General features: G+C 71.9%; 11 protein-coding genes. 6 read left to right on the forward strand and 5 right to left on the reverse strand.

The features are described from left to right. The first annotated feature begins 125 nt into the window (after positions 1-125). Positions 126-944, forward strand: a complete 819-nt coding sequence (locus ACIQZO_RS03745; protein ID WP_403619549.1) for an IclR family transcriptional regulator — start codon at positions 126-128, stop codon at positions 942-944. Between the two features lie 126 nt (positions 945-1,070). Then, positions 1,071-2,684 (forward strand): sigma-70 family RNA polymerase sigma factor, encoded by a 1,614-nt coding sequence (locus tag ACIQZO_RS03750; protein WP_403619552.1) that lies wholly within the window; start codon positions 1,071-1,073, stop codon positions 2,682-2,684. Between the two features lie 147 nt (positions 2,685-2,831). On the opposite strand, the gene ACIQZO_RS03755 is transcribed toward ACIQZO_RS03750, so the two are convergent. Then, positions 2,832-4,223 (reverse strand): glutamate decarboxylase, encoded by a 1,392-nt coding sequence (locus tag ACIQZO_RS03755; protein WP_403619555.1) that lies wholly within the window; start codon positions 4,221-4,223, stop codon positions 2,832-2,834. A 335-nt stretch (positions 4,224-4,558) separates the two neighbouring features. Here ACIQZO_RS03755 and ACIQZO_RS03760 point away from each other — a divergent pair, with 335 nt between their 5' ends. Together ACIQZO_RS03760 and ACIQZO_RS03765 are read left to right on the forward strand one after the other, a co-directional pair. Further along, positions 4,559-4,945, forward strand: coding sequence for a tyrosinase cofactor (locus ACIQZO_RS03760; RefSeq protein ID WP_403619559.1), 387 nt, complete (start codon positions 4,559-4,561; stop codon positions 4,943-4,945). Beyond that, positions 4,942-5,790: a tyrosinase family protein gene (locus tag ACIQZO_RS03765; protein WP_403619562.1), complete on the forward strand. Its 849-nt coding sequence runs from the start codon at positions 4,942-4,944 to the stop codon at positions 5,788-5,790. Before ACIQZO_RS03760 ends, ACIQZO_RS03765 begins: the two co-directional genes overlap by 4 nt. On the opposite strand, the gene ACIQZO_RS03770 is transcribed toward ACIQZO_RS03765, so the two are convergent. Both ACIQZO_RS03770 and ACIQZO_RS03775 read right to left on the reverse strand, forming a co-directional pair. Next, positions 5,745-6,449: a response regulator gene (locus ACIQZO_RS03770; protein ID WP_403619565.1), complete on the reverse strand. Its 705-nt coding sequence runs from the start codon at positions 6,447-6,449 to the stop codon at positions 5,745-5,747. The two genes, ACIQZO_RS03765 and ACIQZO_RS03770, sit on opposite strands and share 46 nt — an antisense overlap. Further along, positions 6,446-8,188 carry an ATP-binding protein gene (locus ACIQZO_RS03775; RefSeq protein ID WP_403619568.1) on the reverse strand — a complete coding sequence of 581 codons (1,743 nt, stop codon included), beginning with the start codon at positions 8,186-8,188 and terminating at the stop codon, positions 6,446-6,448. Before ACIQZO_RS03775 ends, ACIQZO_RS03770 begins: the two co-directional genes overlap by 4 nt. Before the next feature lie 105 nt (positions 8,189-8,293). Between ACIQZO_RS03775 and ACIQZO_RS03780 the strand changes: the two genes are divergently transcribed. Both ACIQZO_RS03780 and ACIQZO_RS03785 read left to right on the forward strand, forming a co-directional pair. After that, on the forward strand, positions 8,294-9,745 hold the full coding sequence (locus ACIQZO_RS03780; RefSeq protein ID WP_403619571.1) for a cation:dicarboxylate symporter family transporter: 1,452 nt from the start codon (positions 8,294-8,296) through the stop codon (positions 9,743-9,745). A gap of 264 nt (positions 9,746-10,009) precedes the next feature. Further along, the gene (locus ACIQZO_RS03785) at positions 10,010-11,782 is read left to right on the forward strand and encodes a S8 family peptidase (protein WP_403619574.1); all 1,773 of its coding nucleotides are present in this window, start codon (positions 10,010-10,012) and stop codon (positions 11,780-11,782) included. Positions 11,783-11,802: 20 nt separating this feature from the next. Here ACIQZO_RS03785 and ACIQZO_RS03790 read toward each other — a convergent pair whose 3' ends face one another. Both ACIQZO_RS03790 and ACIQZO_RS03795 read right to left on the reverse strand, forming a co-directional pair. Next, positions 11,803-13,197, reverse strand: coding sequence for an alpha/beta hydrolase family protein (locus tag ACIQZO_RS03790; RefSeq protein WP_403619577.1), 1,395 nt, complete (start codon positions 13,195-13,197; stop codon positions 11,803-11,805). A gap of 91 nt (positions 13,198-13,288) precedes the next feature. Beyond that, a complete protein-coding gene (locus ACIQZO_RS03795) occupies positions 13,289-13,969 on the reverse strand; it encodes a (2Fe-2S)-binding protein (protein WP_403619580.1) in 681 nt (226 codons plus the stop codon). Positions 13,970-14,005: the final 36 nt, after the last annotated feature.

The following is a 14,005-nucleotide window of genomic DNA, read 5'->3' on the forward strand; positions in this document are numbered from 1 at the left end:
CTGACCCGTGAGCGGACGGGTGAGCGGGCAACGGACCCTCCCCTTCGTTCCACGTAGTGGAACAGCGTACTGTGTAACGGAACCACATGGTCTAGACCCTACCCACGCCAGGAGTACCTGTGTCAATGGATGAAGCGGCAGCGGGCGGCCATGCGGGGCGGACCGTGCAGCCCGGGCGGACCGGGCGGACCGGGCGGACCTCCGCGGCCGGTTCCGCCCTGGAGAAGTCCCTGCGCGTCCTGGAGGCGGTGGCCGCACCCGGCGGACCGCACCGGCTCGCCGATCTGACGGCGGCGGCCGCGGTGCCCAAGTCGAGCACGTTCCGCATCCTGGCCTCGCTGATCGACCAGGGCTTCGTGCGCCAGGAGGCGGACAGCCGGTACGGCGTCGGACCGCGACTGCGCGGGCTGTCCGCCCTCGTCGGCGCCGGGGAACCGGCCAGCATCGGTCGCATCCTCGGCGAACTGCGGCGGTCCACCGGGCAGACGGTCCATCTCGCCCTGCACAGCGGAGAGGCCATCACCTACATCCGCAAACTGGAGGGCGGTGACGACCAGCCCTTCCGGACGGCGTCCCGCGTCGGCATGCGCATGCCGCTGCACACGACCGCAATCGGCAAGAGCATTCTGGCCCACCTCCCCGCCGACGAGGCCAAGGAGCTGATCGGGGCCACCGGGCTGCCGCGGCGGACCCCGCGCACGCTCACCACCGCGAAGGCCCTGTACGCCCAACTGGCGGACATCCGCACCCGGGGCTTCGCCCTGGACGACGAGGAGAACGAGCCCGGCATCCGCTGTGTCGGCGCCGCGGTCCTCGGTCCGACGGGGCGGCCGGTCGGTGGGGTCAGCGTCACCACCGTCGCCTTCCTGGTCTCCCGCGAGGAGATCGAGGCGTACGCGCCGGCCCTGCACGCAACCGCGGAGGCTCTGACTCCGCTGCTGTGACCCCCGGTGGGAGGCCCGCGAAACATCTTCGGGAAGATTCTTTCGGAAAACTGTTATCGACGCCCCGGTCGCAGGTCTCCCAGGTATCGGGCATCATCGACCGCCGGTACGGACAGGGAACATCACATGACTACTCAGCACACCGCGGCACTCGTGGCAGCGGCCCGCGCGGGTGACCCCCGCGCGCAGGACGAGCTCGTCAGCGCCCATCTCCCGCTCGTCTACAACATCGTCGGGCGGGCCCTGAACGGGTCCTGCGACGTGGACGACGTGGTGCAGGACACCATGCTGCGGACGCTCGACGGGCTGGGCGGCCTGCGGGTGGACGAGAGCTTCCGGTCCTGGCTGGTGGCCATCGCGATGAACCGGGTGCGGGCGCACTGGCAGGCCCGGCAGAGCGGCTTCGGCCAGAGCACGCTGGAGGCGGCGAGCGATATCGCCGACCCGGGTGCCGACTTCGTCGACCTGACCGTCGCCCGCCTCAACCTCGCCGGCCAGCGGCGCGAGACGGCGCGGGCCACCCGCTGGCTGGAGCCCGAGGACCGGGCGCTGCTGTCCCTGTGGTGGCTGGAGTGCGCCGGGGAGCTGACCCGGGCGGAGGTGGCCGGCGCCCTGGAGCTGTCCCCGCAGCACACGGCGGTGCGGGTGCAGCGGATGAAGGCCCAGCTGGAATCCGCGCGCGTGGTGGAGCGGGCGCTGGACACGCACCCGGCGTGCCAGGAGCTGCAGACCGTCATGGCGGGCTGGGACGGGCAGCCCTCGGCTCTGTGGCGCAAGCGAATAGCCCGGCACGCCCGTGAATGCGCACGTTGCTCCGGTCTGTGGAGCGGACTGGTTCCGGCGGAGGGACTGCTGGCCGGTCTGGCCCTGGTGCCGGTCTCGGCGGCCCTGCTGGCCGGGGTCAAGACGGCCGGGGCGGCCGGCTTCGCTCCCGAGAGCGTCGCCTTCGCCGACGGCTTCGACGCGAACTTCGCGGACGCGGCGACCCAGCTCACCCCCGTGGCCAACACGGGCGCCGGTGGCCGCGGCGTACTGCGCAAGCGCCGCCAGAGCCGCCGCCGGGTGGTCGGCGGTGCGGTGCTCGCGGCCTGTGTCGCGGGCGGCGGGCTCGTCTACCTCGGGGGGCTGCCCGGTTCCGGTGGCACGAAGGAGGGCGCCGCCGCGCCCGCCACCCCGCTGGCCGCGCTCTCGGCGACCGAATCCGCGGCCCTGCCCTCGGAGTCGGCCTCGCCCTCCCCCTCGCCCTCCCCGTCGGCCTCCGCCTCGGCGAGCCCGTCGGCGAGCCCGAGCCCGACGCAGTCCAAGAGCAAGTCCCCGAGCCCGCGCGCCTCGGCGCCCAAGCCGGCGCCCGCCCCGCCCTCGGGGGTGGCCGGCCAGGTCGTGGCGCTGGTCAACAGCGAGCGGGCGACGGCCGGCTGCGGGCCGCTGAAGGAGGACTCCCAGCTGCGCGCGGCCGCACAGGGGCACTCCGACGACATGGCGGCCCGGGACTTCTTCGCGCACACCAGCCCCGACGGCAAGGACCCGGGCGACCGGACGACCGCCGCCGGGTACCGCTGGTCGACGTACGGGGAGAACATCGCGCGGGGGCAGCAGACGGCCCAGTCGGTCATGGACTCCTGGATGAAGAGCCCGGGCCACCGCGCGAACATCCTCAACTGCTCCTTCAAGGACATCGGCGTGGGCATCCACCAGGGCTCGGGGGGGCCCTGGTGGACGCAGAACTTCGGCGCGCGGTAGCAAAGACGGTCGCGTGGCCCGGCGCCCGGTATCGGTCGGCCCGTACGTCGGCCCCGGCTCCGCCGCCGGGGCCGATCACGGTGCGGCCGGCGCGGGTCGGCGGCCGGCGCGGGTCGGCGGCCGGCGCGGGTCGGCGGCCGGCGCGGGTCAGTGGTGGAAGCCGGACCGGGGCTCGGCGGCCGGGACCGGCGGGGGCGCGGCCTTCAGGTGCTCCACGGCCGCGCGCAGGTCGGTGACGAGCAGGGCCATCTGGTCGCGGGTCACGCCGTGCCGGACGAGGACGCGTTGGATGACCGTGTCGTCGCGGTTGGCGGGCAGCGGGTACGAGGGCACCTGCCAGCCGCGCATGCGCAGCCGGTCGGAGAGGTCGTACAGGCTGAAACCCGCGGTGGCCGCGTCGGTGAGCTTGTACGAGACGGCCGGCAGGGCGCCCTGGCCGTCGTAGAGGAGGGTGAAGGGGCCCATGTCGGCGATCTGCCGGGCGAGGTACTGGGCGGTGTCGGCGCAGGCCTCCTGGACGCGCCGGTAGCCGCCCCGGCCCAGGCGCAGGAAGAGGTAGTACTGCGCGATGATCTCGCCGCCGGGGCGGGAGAAGTTGAGCGCGAAGGTCGGCATGTCGCCGCCCAGGTAGTCCACGTTGAAGACGAGGTCGGCCGGGAGGAGGTCGGCGGTGCGCCAGACGATCCAGCCGACTCCGAGCGGGGCGAGCCCGTACTTGTGGCCGGAGGTGTTGACGGAGGCGACGCGCGGGAGCCGGAAGTCCCACACCACGTCGGGGTGGAGGAAGGGTGCGACGAACCCGCCGCTCGCGCCGTCCACGTGGATGGGGATGTCCCAGCCGTGCTCGGCCTGGATCCGGTCGAGCTCGGCGGCGATCTCGGCGACGGGCTCGTAGTCGCAGGTGTAGGTGACGCCGAGGATGGCGACGACGCCGATGGTGTTCTCGTCGACGTACTCGGCGAGCTGATGGGCCTGCAGGCCGGTGGCGCCGGCCTCGATCGGTACCTGGCGCAGCTCGACGTCGAAGTAGCGGGCGAACTTCTCCCAGCAGATCTGGACCGGGCCGCACACGAGGTTGGGGCGGTCGGTGGGCAGGCCCGCGGCGCGGCGGCGCTCGCGCCACCGCCATTTGAGCGCGAGACCGCCGAGCATGGCGGCCTCGCTGGAGCCGGTCGTGGAGCAGCCGGCCGCGGTGGTGCCGGCGGGGGCGTTCCACAGGTCGGCCAGGATGTTGACGCAGCGGGACTCGATCTCGGCGGTCTGCGGGTACTCGTCCTTGTCGATCATGTTCTTGTCGAGGCAGATGTTCATCAGGCGGTGCACGCCTTCGTCCGACCAGGTGGTGCAGAAGGTGGCCAGGTTCTGGGCCGCGTTGCCGTCGAGGAGCAGCTCGTTGCGGAGCAGCTCGTAGACCACCTCGGTCGGTGAGTGGTCCTCAGGCATCTTGTACTTGGGGAGGATCTGGCCGCTCAGCGTGGACGTGAACACGTCCGTGTCGGCGTCCTGGGCACGTACGTCCTTCGTCTCATGAAGAGCCATATCGGGACTATAAGTGACAAATCTCCCCGATCAGGGATGGGATCGAAAGCCACGCGCTACGCTGCCGCGCCCTCGACCCGGGAGGGCCTGTAACAGACCGCAAAGGATCGTTGACGCTCTGCTTCCAGCCGACTCTGGAATGTGACCCTGCCCATAAGACCCCCGGACGTCCGCAGAAATTACTGTCCAGTAGACTCGGCACCGCAGATCTTCCCGTTCGGACCCCCGGAGCCGCTCCGGACGGGAAGATCATCCAACTTGTTCTACCAGCAACTTATCCGACCATGTCCGGATACAGGCCAAGCCTCTCCCCAACCCTGATACCTCTTCGACCCATGAAGAAGATCACTCGCCGTCAAGCCTTGGGGACAACTGCCGGTGCCCTCACCGTCCTTGGCCTGACCGCCGCTGCCGCGGGCGCCACGAACGCCGCCGCGACCCCCACCGAGCCCACCACCCCGGGCACGGTCGACGAGGTCTACAAGGGCCGTCGTATCCAGATCACCGCGGGCGGGGGTGGCCACCACGGCGGCCACCACTCCCCCGGCCAGCCCACCGTCCGAATAGACGGCAGAGAACTGCACATCATGCGCAACGCCGATGGCACCTGGATCAGCGTCATCAACCACTACGAGACCTTCGCCGACCCGAAGCTGCTCGCCCGCGCCGCGGTGCGCGATCTCCAGGGCGCCGCCCTCGTCCCCTTCGGAGGTGCGGCATGACCGTACGCAAGAACCAGGCCACGCTGACCCCCGAGGAGAAGCGCGCCTTCGTCTCGGCCCTGCAGGAGCTCAAGCGCAACGGCAGCTACGACCGCTTCGTCACCACCCACAACGGCTTCATCATGAGCGACACCGATTCGGGCGACCGCGTCGGCCACCGCTCGCCCTCCTTCCTGCCGTGGCACCGGCGCTTCCTCCTGGAGTTCGAGGCGGCACTGCAGAAAGTGGATGCGAACGTCGCCCTGCCCTACTGGGACTGGACCGCGGACCGCACCTCCCGCTCCTCCCTCTGGGCTCCCGACTTCCTCGGCGGCACCGGGCGGGCGCGTGACGGCCAGGTGATGGACGGCCCGTTCGCATTCGCGACGGGCAAGTGGAACATCAACGTACGGGTGGACGGGCGCGCCTACCTGCGCCGGGATCTCGGCACGTCCGTCGCCCAGCTGCCGACCAGGGCCGAGGTGGACTCCGTACTCGCCATGCAGGTCTACGACATGGCGCCCTGGAACAGCTCCTCCAACGGCTTCCGCAATCACCTGGAGGGCTGGCGCGGCGCCAACCTGCACAACCGGGTGCACGTGTGGGTCGGCGGGCAGATGTCGACCGGGGTCTCCCCCAACGACCCGGTGTTCTGGATGCACCACGCCTTCATCGACAAGCTGTGGGCCGAGTGGCAGGCCAAGCACCCCCAGGCCACATACCTGCCGGGTGCGGGCACGCAGAACGTCGTCGACCTGAACGACACCATGCGGCCCTGGAACAACGTGACCCCGGCGGACATGCTGGATCACCGCAAGTTCTACACCTTCGACACCGAACCGGTCGCCGCCGCCAGCCAGCGGTAGTGCAGTTCGGGGCGGCCGACCTGGCCGTAGCGGGGGGTACGGTCCGCGCGGCCGGTGTCCACCAGGTGCTCCAGGTAGCGGCGCGCGGTGATCCGGGAGATCCCCGCCGCCTCGGCCGCCCCCGCCGACGTCAGCCCCTCGGGCGCCGCCCGCAGCAAGGCGGCGACCCGGTCCAGGGTCGGCGCGCTCAGCCCCTTGGGGAGCTCGGCCGGGCGCGGTGCGCGCAGGGCGGCCATCGCCCGGTCCACGTCGTCCTGGCCGACCGCCTCGCCCGCCGCCTGGCGGAACTCGGCGTAGCGCAGGAGCCGTTCGCGCAGGGTGGGGAAGGCGAACGGCTTCAGCACGTACTGGACCACGCCGAGCGAGACGCTCTCGCGGACCACCGCCAGGTCCCGCGCGGAGGTCACCACGATCACGTCGACGGGGTGACCGGCAGCGCGCAGCCCGCGCGCGAAGCGCAGGCCGTGCCCGTCGGGCAGGCCGAGGTCGAGCAGGAGCAGGTCGACGCGGGTCCGCTCCAGGAACCGGGTGGCTTCGGCGAGCGAATGGACCGCGCCGACGGCGGTGAAGCCGGGCACCCGGCCGACGTAGAGCACGTGCGCGTCGGCCGCCACCGGGTCGTCCTCGACGACCAGCACGCGTACCTCGCTCCCGCTCATCGCGAGCCCGCCGGATCGGCGGCACCGGCCGGACGCACGGCGTCCACCGGGGCGACCGGGGCGACCGGGGCGACCGGGTCAGTCGGGTCAGTCGGGTCCACGGGGGCGACCGGGTCAGACGGTGCGACCGCGTCCCGCGCGTCCGCACCGGGGGCGGCCGCGAGCGGCAGGCGGACCGTGAACTCCGCGCCACCGCCCGGGCCCTGCGCCGCGACCACCGCGCCGCCGTAGCGCTCCGCCACCTGCCGGACCAGCGCGAGTCCGAGGCCCCGGCCCTCCCCCTTGCCGGACCAGCCCCGGCGAAAGACGTCCACGCCCTCGGGCAGTCCGGGTCCGTTGTCCGCAACCCGCAGCAGCAGCTCGTCGGGCTCCGGCCGCAGCGTCACCGCGATCCGGGCCCCCGGTACGGCGGTGAGCGCGTCGACGGCGTTGTCGATGAGATTGCCCAGCACGGTGACCAGGTCCCGGGCCGGCGGCAGCCCGCCCTCCTCGGCGAGGCTGCGGCTGTCGGCCGTCACCACCAGCTCGACGCCCCGCTCGTGCGCCTGGGCCGCCTTGCCCAGCAGCAGCGCCACCAGTACCGGCTCGCCCACCGCCGTGACCACCTCGTCGGTGAGGGCCTGGGCGAGTTCCAGTTCGGCGGTGGCGAAGTCGACCGCCTCGTCCGCACGGCCCAGCTCGATGAGTGAGACCACGGTGTGCAGGCGGTTGGCGGCCTCGTGGGCCTGGGAACGCAGCGCCTGGGTGAAGCCCCGCTCGTGGTCCAGCTCCCCGGTCAGCGCCTGCAGTTCGGTGTGGTCGCGCAAGGTGACGACGGTGCCCCGGCGGCCGCCGCCCGCGACCGGCGAGCTGTTGACCACCAGTACCCGGTCCGCCGTCAGGTGCACCTCGTCCACCCGGGGCCGGTCGGCGAGCAGCGCCCCGGTGAGCGGGGCCGGCAGACCGAGGTCGGCGACCCCGGTGCCGGTGACATCGACCGGCAGGGCCAGCAGTTCGCGTCCGGCGTCGTTGATCAGGGTGATCCGGCGCTGCCCGTCGAGCATGAGCAGCCCCTCGCGGACCCCGTGCAGGGCCGCCTGATGGTAGTCGTACATGCGGCTGAGCTCGTCCGCGTTCATGCCGTGCGTGTGACGGCGCAGCCGTGCGTTGACGACGTACGTTCCCACCCCGCCCAGCGCGAGCGCGCCGCCCGCGACCCAGGCGAGGGCGGAGAGCTGGGTGGCGAGCCGGTCGCTGATGGTGCGGACGGTGATCCCCGCGCTGACCAGGCCGACGATGCGGCCGTCGTCCCGGAGCGGGGTGACCACGCGGATGGAGGGACCGAGGGTGCCGGTGTACGTCTCGCTGAAGGTCTCGCCGCGCAGCGCCCGCGCGGTGTTGCCCATGAAGGGCTCGCCGATCCGGCGCGGGTCCGGGTGGGTCCAGCGCCGCCCCTCGGGGGACATGATCGTCACGAAGGCCACCCCGGAGTCCTCGCGGACCCGCTCCGCGTAGGGCTGGAGCTCGACGGACGGGTCGGTGCCGCGCGCCCCCGCGCGTACGGCCTCGCGTACGGACGGGGAGTCGGCGACCGCGAGGGCCACCGCCCCGGCCTGGCGGCGGGCGGCCTCCTCGGCCTGGCCCCGGGCGGTCGCGTACGCGAAGACGGCGCAGCCCGCGACGACCACGGCGACCAGCAGCACCTGCATGGCGAAGAGCTGGCCGGCGAGGCTGCGCGGGGGGCGAGGGAAGCGGAACATGGCGCTCAGTGTGCACCGGGTCGTGAACTCAATGAACGCAAGGGTGACCGGGGTCACAGCCCTGGGCGATGGTCTCCCCGAACGCAATCACCACCAGGAGGCATCGTGGCCGCCAGACGCGACAGAACGCATTATCTCTACATCGCGGTGATCGGCGCGGTGCTGCTCGGCATCGCCGTCGGTTTCGCCGCCCCCGGCGTGGCCGTGGAGCTCAAACCGCTGGGCACCGGCTTCGTCAGCCTCATCAAGATGATGATCTCGCCCGTGATCTTCTGCACGATCGTGCTGGGCATCGGATCGGTGCGCAAGGCCGCCAAGGTGGGCGCCGTGGGCGGGCTGGCCCTCGGCTACTTCATGGTCATGTCCACGGTGGCCCTGGCCATCGGCCTGCTCGTCGGCAACCTGCTCGAGCCGGGCAGCGGGCTGCACCTGACCGAGGCGGTCCGCAGTGCGGGCGAGGCGCAGGCCAAGGCGGGCGGGGCGGAGAGCACGCCGGAGTTCCTGCTCGGGATCATCCCGACCACGCTGGTGTCCGCCTTCACCGGGGGCGAGGTGCTCCAGACGCTGCTGGTGGCCCTGCTCTGCGGGTTCGCGCTGCAGGCCATGGGCACGGCGGGCGAGCCCGTCCTGCGGGGCATCGGGCACCTCCAGAAGCTGGTGTTCCGGGTGCTCGCGATGATCATGTGGGCGGCGCCCGTGGGCGCCTTCGGGGCGATCGCGGCGGTGGTCGGGGCCACCGGCATCGACGCGCTGAAGTCCCTCGCCGTCATCATGATCGGCTTCTATACGACCTGTCTGCTGTTCGTGTTCGTGGTCCTCGGCACGCTCCTTCGCGTGTGCACCGGGGTCAGCGTCTTCGCCCTGCTGCGCTATCTCGGCCGGGAGTTCCTGCTGATCCTCTCGACCTCCTCCTCGGAGTCCGCGCTGCCGCGGCTGATCGCGAAGATGGAACACCTCGGGGTCTCGCGGCCGGTCACCGGCATCACGGTGCCGACCGGGTACTCCTTCAACCTGGACGGGACCGCGATCTACCTGACGATGTCCTCGCTGTTCATCGCCGAGGCCATGGGCAAGCCGCTCGCCCTGGGCGAGCAGATCTCGCTCCTGCTGTTCATGATCATCGCCTCGAAGGGCGCGGCCGGGGTGACCGGCGCGGGCCTGGCCACCCTCGCCGGCGGACTGCAGTCGCACCGACCGGAACTGGTGGACGGGGTCGGCCTGATCGTGGGCATCGACCGGTTCATGAGTGAGGCGCGGGCCCTGACGAACTTCGCGGGCAACGCGGTCGCCACGGTGCTGATCGGAACCTGGACGAAGGAGTTCGACCACGCACGGGCCGCCGAAGTCCTCGCGGGACGCCTGCCGTTCGACGAGAGCACGCTGGTCGACGACGCCCACGAAGCGCAGCGGCCGGGCGAACCCGTGCAGTCCGCGGGGTCCGGCGGAGCCGCCGGGGCCGCCGGAGCCGCACAGCCCGCCGGATCCGGCGAGTCCGACGGAAGCCCGAACTCCGTGCCGCTTCCCTCGGGCAGCCCCAAGGACGGGGTACCGGTCTAACCGGTACGCACCCACGGCCCGACCGGGCCGGGCTCGCCCCCACGGTGCCCAGCCCGGTCGGCCGACGCATTCTCCCTACTTGCACCCATAGTCGGTATTCGGCCACCGATAAACGAACCCCCAGGCTGTAAAAGGTACTTCCGTAACAGGCTGTGTGCATGACATCTTGCGTCCACCACTTGTTTCGTTCGACCCGGCCTGACCACCGGGTCTTCGGAGGACGCATTGATACCCCACATATCCAGCCGACCTCGACGTACGCTCGTGCTGGCCGCCACGCTCGGCGCGGCACTTGCTCTCGGGGCTCCCGCCGCACTCGCCGGCACCGCTCCCGTTTCTCCGTCCGGCTCCTCGGCCCCCGCCCCCGCGGCGGCCCCCAAGGCTGCGGCCCCGACTTCCCAGAGTGCGACCTGGGCTGCCGGTACCCGTGCCTACCTCGTGATCACCGCTCCCGGTGACACCACGGCGGTGCGCAACGCCGTCACCGCCAACAGCGGCACGGTGTTCAACAACTACGACGCGATCGGCGTGATCATCGCCCACTCCGCGTCCGGCACCTTCGCCACCACCATGCGCGGTGTGAGCGGGGTCCAGCAGGTCGGCGCCACCCGCACCTCGGACGTGCCGGCGGAGGCCTACAACCCGGCGCTGCCCGCCAACCCGGCGCAGTCCACGACGCCTTCGGGCGAGCCGGTCCGTGCGGACATGACCCAGATCAAGGCAGACCAGGCCTGGGCCGTGACCACCGGATCCGCTTCCGTCAAGGTCGGCATCCTGGACACCGGTGTGGACGACCAGCACCAGGACCTGGCTCCGAACTTCAACGCGGCGGACTCGGCGTCCTGCGCCTACGGCAAGCCGGACACCCGTACGGGCGCCTGGCGCGACGTCGGCACCCACGGCACGCACGTGGCCGGTACGGTCGCCGCCGCCAAGAACGGCAAGGGCGTCATCGGCGTCGCCCCGGGCGTGAAGATCTCCTCGGTGCGCATCGCCGAGCCGACCTCCTCGCTCTTCTTCGCCGAGAACACCGTCTGCGGCTTCATGTGGGCCGGTGACCACGGCTTCAAGGTCACCAACAACAGCTACTACACGGACCCGTGGCAGTTCAACTGCCCGGACAACGCCGACCAGGCCGCGATCATCGAGGGCGTCAAGCGCGCCCAGGAGTACGCGGAGGGCAAGGGCTCGCTGCAGGTCGCGGCAGCCGGCAACTCCAACATCGACCTGGCCAACAAGACGACCGACACCGAGAGCCCGAACGACTCGACGCCGGTCACCCGCACCATCACCAACGCCTGCCTGGACATCCCGACCGAGCTCCCGGGCGTGGTCACGGTCTCGGCGATGGGCACGACCGCGAAGGCCTCGTACTCCAACTACGGCCTGAACGTCGTCGACGTGACCGCCCCCGGCGGTGACACCACCGGCATCTACAGCACCCTGCCGGGCGGCAAGTACGGCTCCATGAGCGGTACGTCGATGGCGTCCCCGCACGTCACCGGTGTGGCGGCCCTGCTGGCCAGCACCAACCCGGGCATCACCCCGGCGCAGCTGCGCGACAAGCTGGCCACCCAGGCCAACGACGTCGCCTGCCCGTCGGACAGCCGCTGCAAGGGCACCACGGCGAAGAACGGCTTCTTCGGCGAGGGCCAGGTCGACGCGCTGAAGGCCGTCGGCAGCACGCCGCCGCCCGGCAAGTACTTCGAGAACCTCGGTGACTTCGCCATCGGCGACAACAGCACCGTGGAGAGCCCGATCACCGTCACCGGTGTGACCGGCAACGCTCCGGCCACCCTGAAGGTGGGCGTGAACATCGTGCACACCTACATCGGTGACCTCAAGGTCGACCTGATCGCGCCCGACGGCACCGTCTACACGGTGCACAACCGTTCCGGCGGCAGCACCGACAACATCAACCAGGTCTACACCGTGAACGCCTCCTCCGAGGTGGCGGGCGGCACCTGGAAGCTGCGGGTCAACGACAACGCCGGCGGCGACACCGGCAAGGTCGACTCCTGGAACCTGACCTTCTAGAGGTCCCTCCGGAAGTCCTCCTAGCGCTGGAGCACGTCGGCGAGCCAGTCGAAGACGACGTCGCAGTGCTGTTGCGGGGCCATCGGGGAGCAGTGCAACTGCGCCCCGGTGGCCTCCGTCATTTTCACGTACTCGCGGCGGGTGCGCAGCAGGTCGTACATCTGCCGCGGCTGGCCCGGGTAGAACAGCTCGAAGTCGTAGTCCAGGACGAGCGTCGGGGCCTTGATCTTCCCGACCACCCCGGTGATGTCGAGGCCCATGGCCACCTGCGCCGGGGTCCAGACGTCCGTGAGCACGACGCCCTCGCGGGCCTGGCGCAGTGCCTGCCTGTCGAAGATCTCGAAGCGCTTCTTGACCGTGAAGGCGAGCTGCGGGGTCAGTTCCGGGACGACCTCCTCGTTCCAGACCCGGTTGGTCTCCTCCTTGTCGGGGGTGATGACGGCGCGCAGCTCCGCGTCGAATCCCAGCCAGGGGCTGACACAGCCCGGCTGGCAGGCCACGGCCGCGAGCCGGTGCTCGAATGCGGCGGCGCGGGCGACGAGGTTGCCGCCCATGCTGAGGCCGGTGATCGCGATCCGGCCGCTGTCGACGTCCTCGCGGTCGTCCAGCCAGTCGATGATCGGGGCGACCACCTTCTCCCAGCGGGTGGTGAAGGGGATCTCCTCCACGAAGAGCAACTGCCCCTGGCCCGGGCCGTCGTAGACGAGGGCGTTCCAGCCCCGGTCGAGGGCGGCGGCCACGCCGTAGGTCCACATGTCCAGGTTCTGGCCGTCGCTGCCGTTGGTGAGGATCACCGTGGGGCGCGGCTGGGCGGGACCGTCCGGGCGGAAGAACCAGACCGGCAGGTGCGTCCTGCCGTACGGGACCTTCGCGCGGACGGCGGCCGGTGAGCACAGCTGGGTGAAGGTGTCCCAGGCCTTGCGCCCGGCCAGGTAGACCGCCTCCTCGTCACCCGGGTGGTCGGTGCCGAGCACGTAGAACAGCGCCTGCGCGTAGTACTGGGAGGCCCGCAGGGAGCGGAAGCGACGGGTCTGCGAGGGGGTCCCGCGGCCGTGACGGCCGGCGGCCGGGGGCGCGGAGAGCCTGTCCCCCCAGGCGCGGAAGGTGTCGCTGAACGTCTGCTCGGACAGACCGGCCGCGTTGATGGCGTTGACCGCGGTCAGTACCTCGCCCACCTCGGAGGCGCGCATCCCGGCCGCGCCGAGTGCGAGCAGGCCCGCGAAGTTGAAGCCGGGATCGTCGAAGAGCTCCATGGCTCCGGGCGTGGGATCGACGGCCTTCGCGGAGGGCTCGGGCGCGGCGGCCGCGGTGCGGGCCGTGCCGCCGACGGCGAGCGCCCCGGCGCCCGCGGCGAGCCCGGTCAGGGCCGCGCGGCGGGTGAGTGCGGACGGCCGGCGAGGTGTACGAGCGCTCATGCAGCGGACCGTACGCCGGGCTCGTGGCGGGTCCCCGTGCGGCACGCCCTCCCTTGCCCCGAACGGACGCGTGCGGCGGCGGCCCGTGCCGTCAGGCCCGCCGCCCGGCCCGCAGCACGCAGTCCCCGCAGAGGCCGCCGCCGGGCACCTGGTAGTAGAGGCAGCAGCTGCGCCGTACGAAGGCCACCCCGAGCCCCTCCTCGTGGATGAAGGTGCCGGTGCCCGCCAGCGCTCCGCCGTCGGCCAGCAGGGCGCCCGCCAGCTGCACGGCAGCGCCGCCCGGCACCCGGTCGATCAGCACCCGCAGCGCCCCGACGAGCCCGGACGCCGCGTTGCCGCGCAGGACCTTCGCGGAGACCCCGAAGCGCTCGCGCAGGGCCGCGTCGAGCACGGCCAGGTTCGCCAGGACGCTCTCCCCGAGCGCCTCCGCGGGCAGGCCGGGTCCGGGCTCGGGCAGCCACAGCTGGAGGGACCCGGCCTCGGGCAGCCGCCACCACACCCGGTCGGCGGCCAGGTCCGGTACCCGGCCCGCCAGCGCCGCGGAGCCGAGCCCGAGCGACCAGAGCCGGGAGACGATCCCGAACTGCGCGGTCGAGGCGGCGACCCGGCCGGGCCCGGTGCCGATCCGCCGGCCCACCTCGGCCACGTGCGGCCCGAGCTGCTCCCCGTACAGCGCGGTGAGCGGCCGGAAGCCGGGGCCGGGCGGCTCCGTCCCGTACGAAACGGTGAAGAAGGGTCCTACGGCGGCCAGTCTCCGCAGTACGTCGTCCATGCCCGCAATGATCTCAGCGGCGCGGAACGCGGGTCG

The sequence above is a fragment of the Streptomyces sp. NPDC097617 genome (assembly GCF_044761485.1).
Classification (GTDB): Bacteria; Actinomycetota; Actinomycetes; order Streptomycetales; family Streptomycetaceae; genus Streptomyces.

Coding starts and splice junctions, on each gene's coding strand:
- ACIQZO_RS03765 (WP_403619562.1), top strand. CDS start 4,942: ATGACCGTACGCAAGAACCAGGCCACGCTGACCCCCGAGGAGAAGCGC.
- ACIQZO_RS03790 (WP_403619577.1), bottom strand. CDS start 13,197: ATGAGCGCTCGTACACCTCGCCGGCCGTCCGCACTCACCCGCCGCGCG.
- ACIQZO_RS03755 (WP_403619555.1), bottom strand. CDS start 4,223: ATGGCTCTTCATGAGACGAAGGACGTACGTGCCCAGGACGCCGACACG.
- ACIQZO_RS03745 (WP_403619549.1), top strand. CDS start 126: ATGGATGAAGCGGCAGCGGGCGGCCATGCGGGGCGGACCGTGCAGCCC.
- ACIQZO_RS03770 (WP_403619565.1), bottom strand. CDS start 6,449: ATGAGCGGGAGCGAGGTACGCGTGCTGGTCGTCGAGGACGACCCGGTG.
- ACIQZO_RS03775 (WP_403619568.1), bottom strand. CDS start 8,188: ATGTTCCGCTTCCCTCGCCCCCCGCGCAGCCTCGCCGGCCAGCTCTTC.
- ACIQZO_RS03750 (WP_403619552.1), top strand. CDS start 1,071: ATGACTACTCAGCACACCGCGGCACTCGTGGCAGCGGCCCGCGCGGGT.
- ACIQZO_RS03760 (WP_403619559.1), top strand. CDS start 4,559: ATGAAGAAGATCACTCGCCGTCAAGCCTTGGGGACAACTGCCGGTGCC.
- ACIQZO_RS03795 (WP_403619580.1), bottom strand. CDS start 13,969: ATGGACGACGTACTGCGGAGACTGGCCGCCGTAGGACCCTTCTTCACC.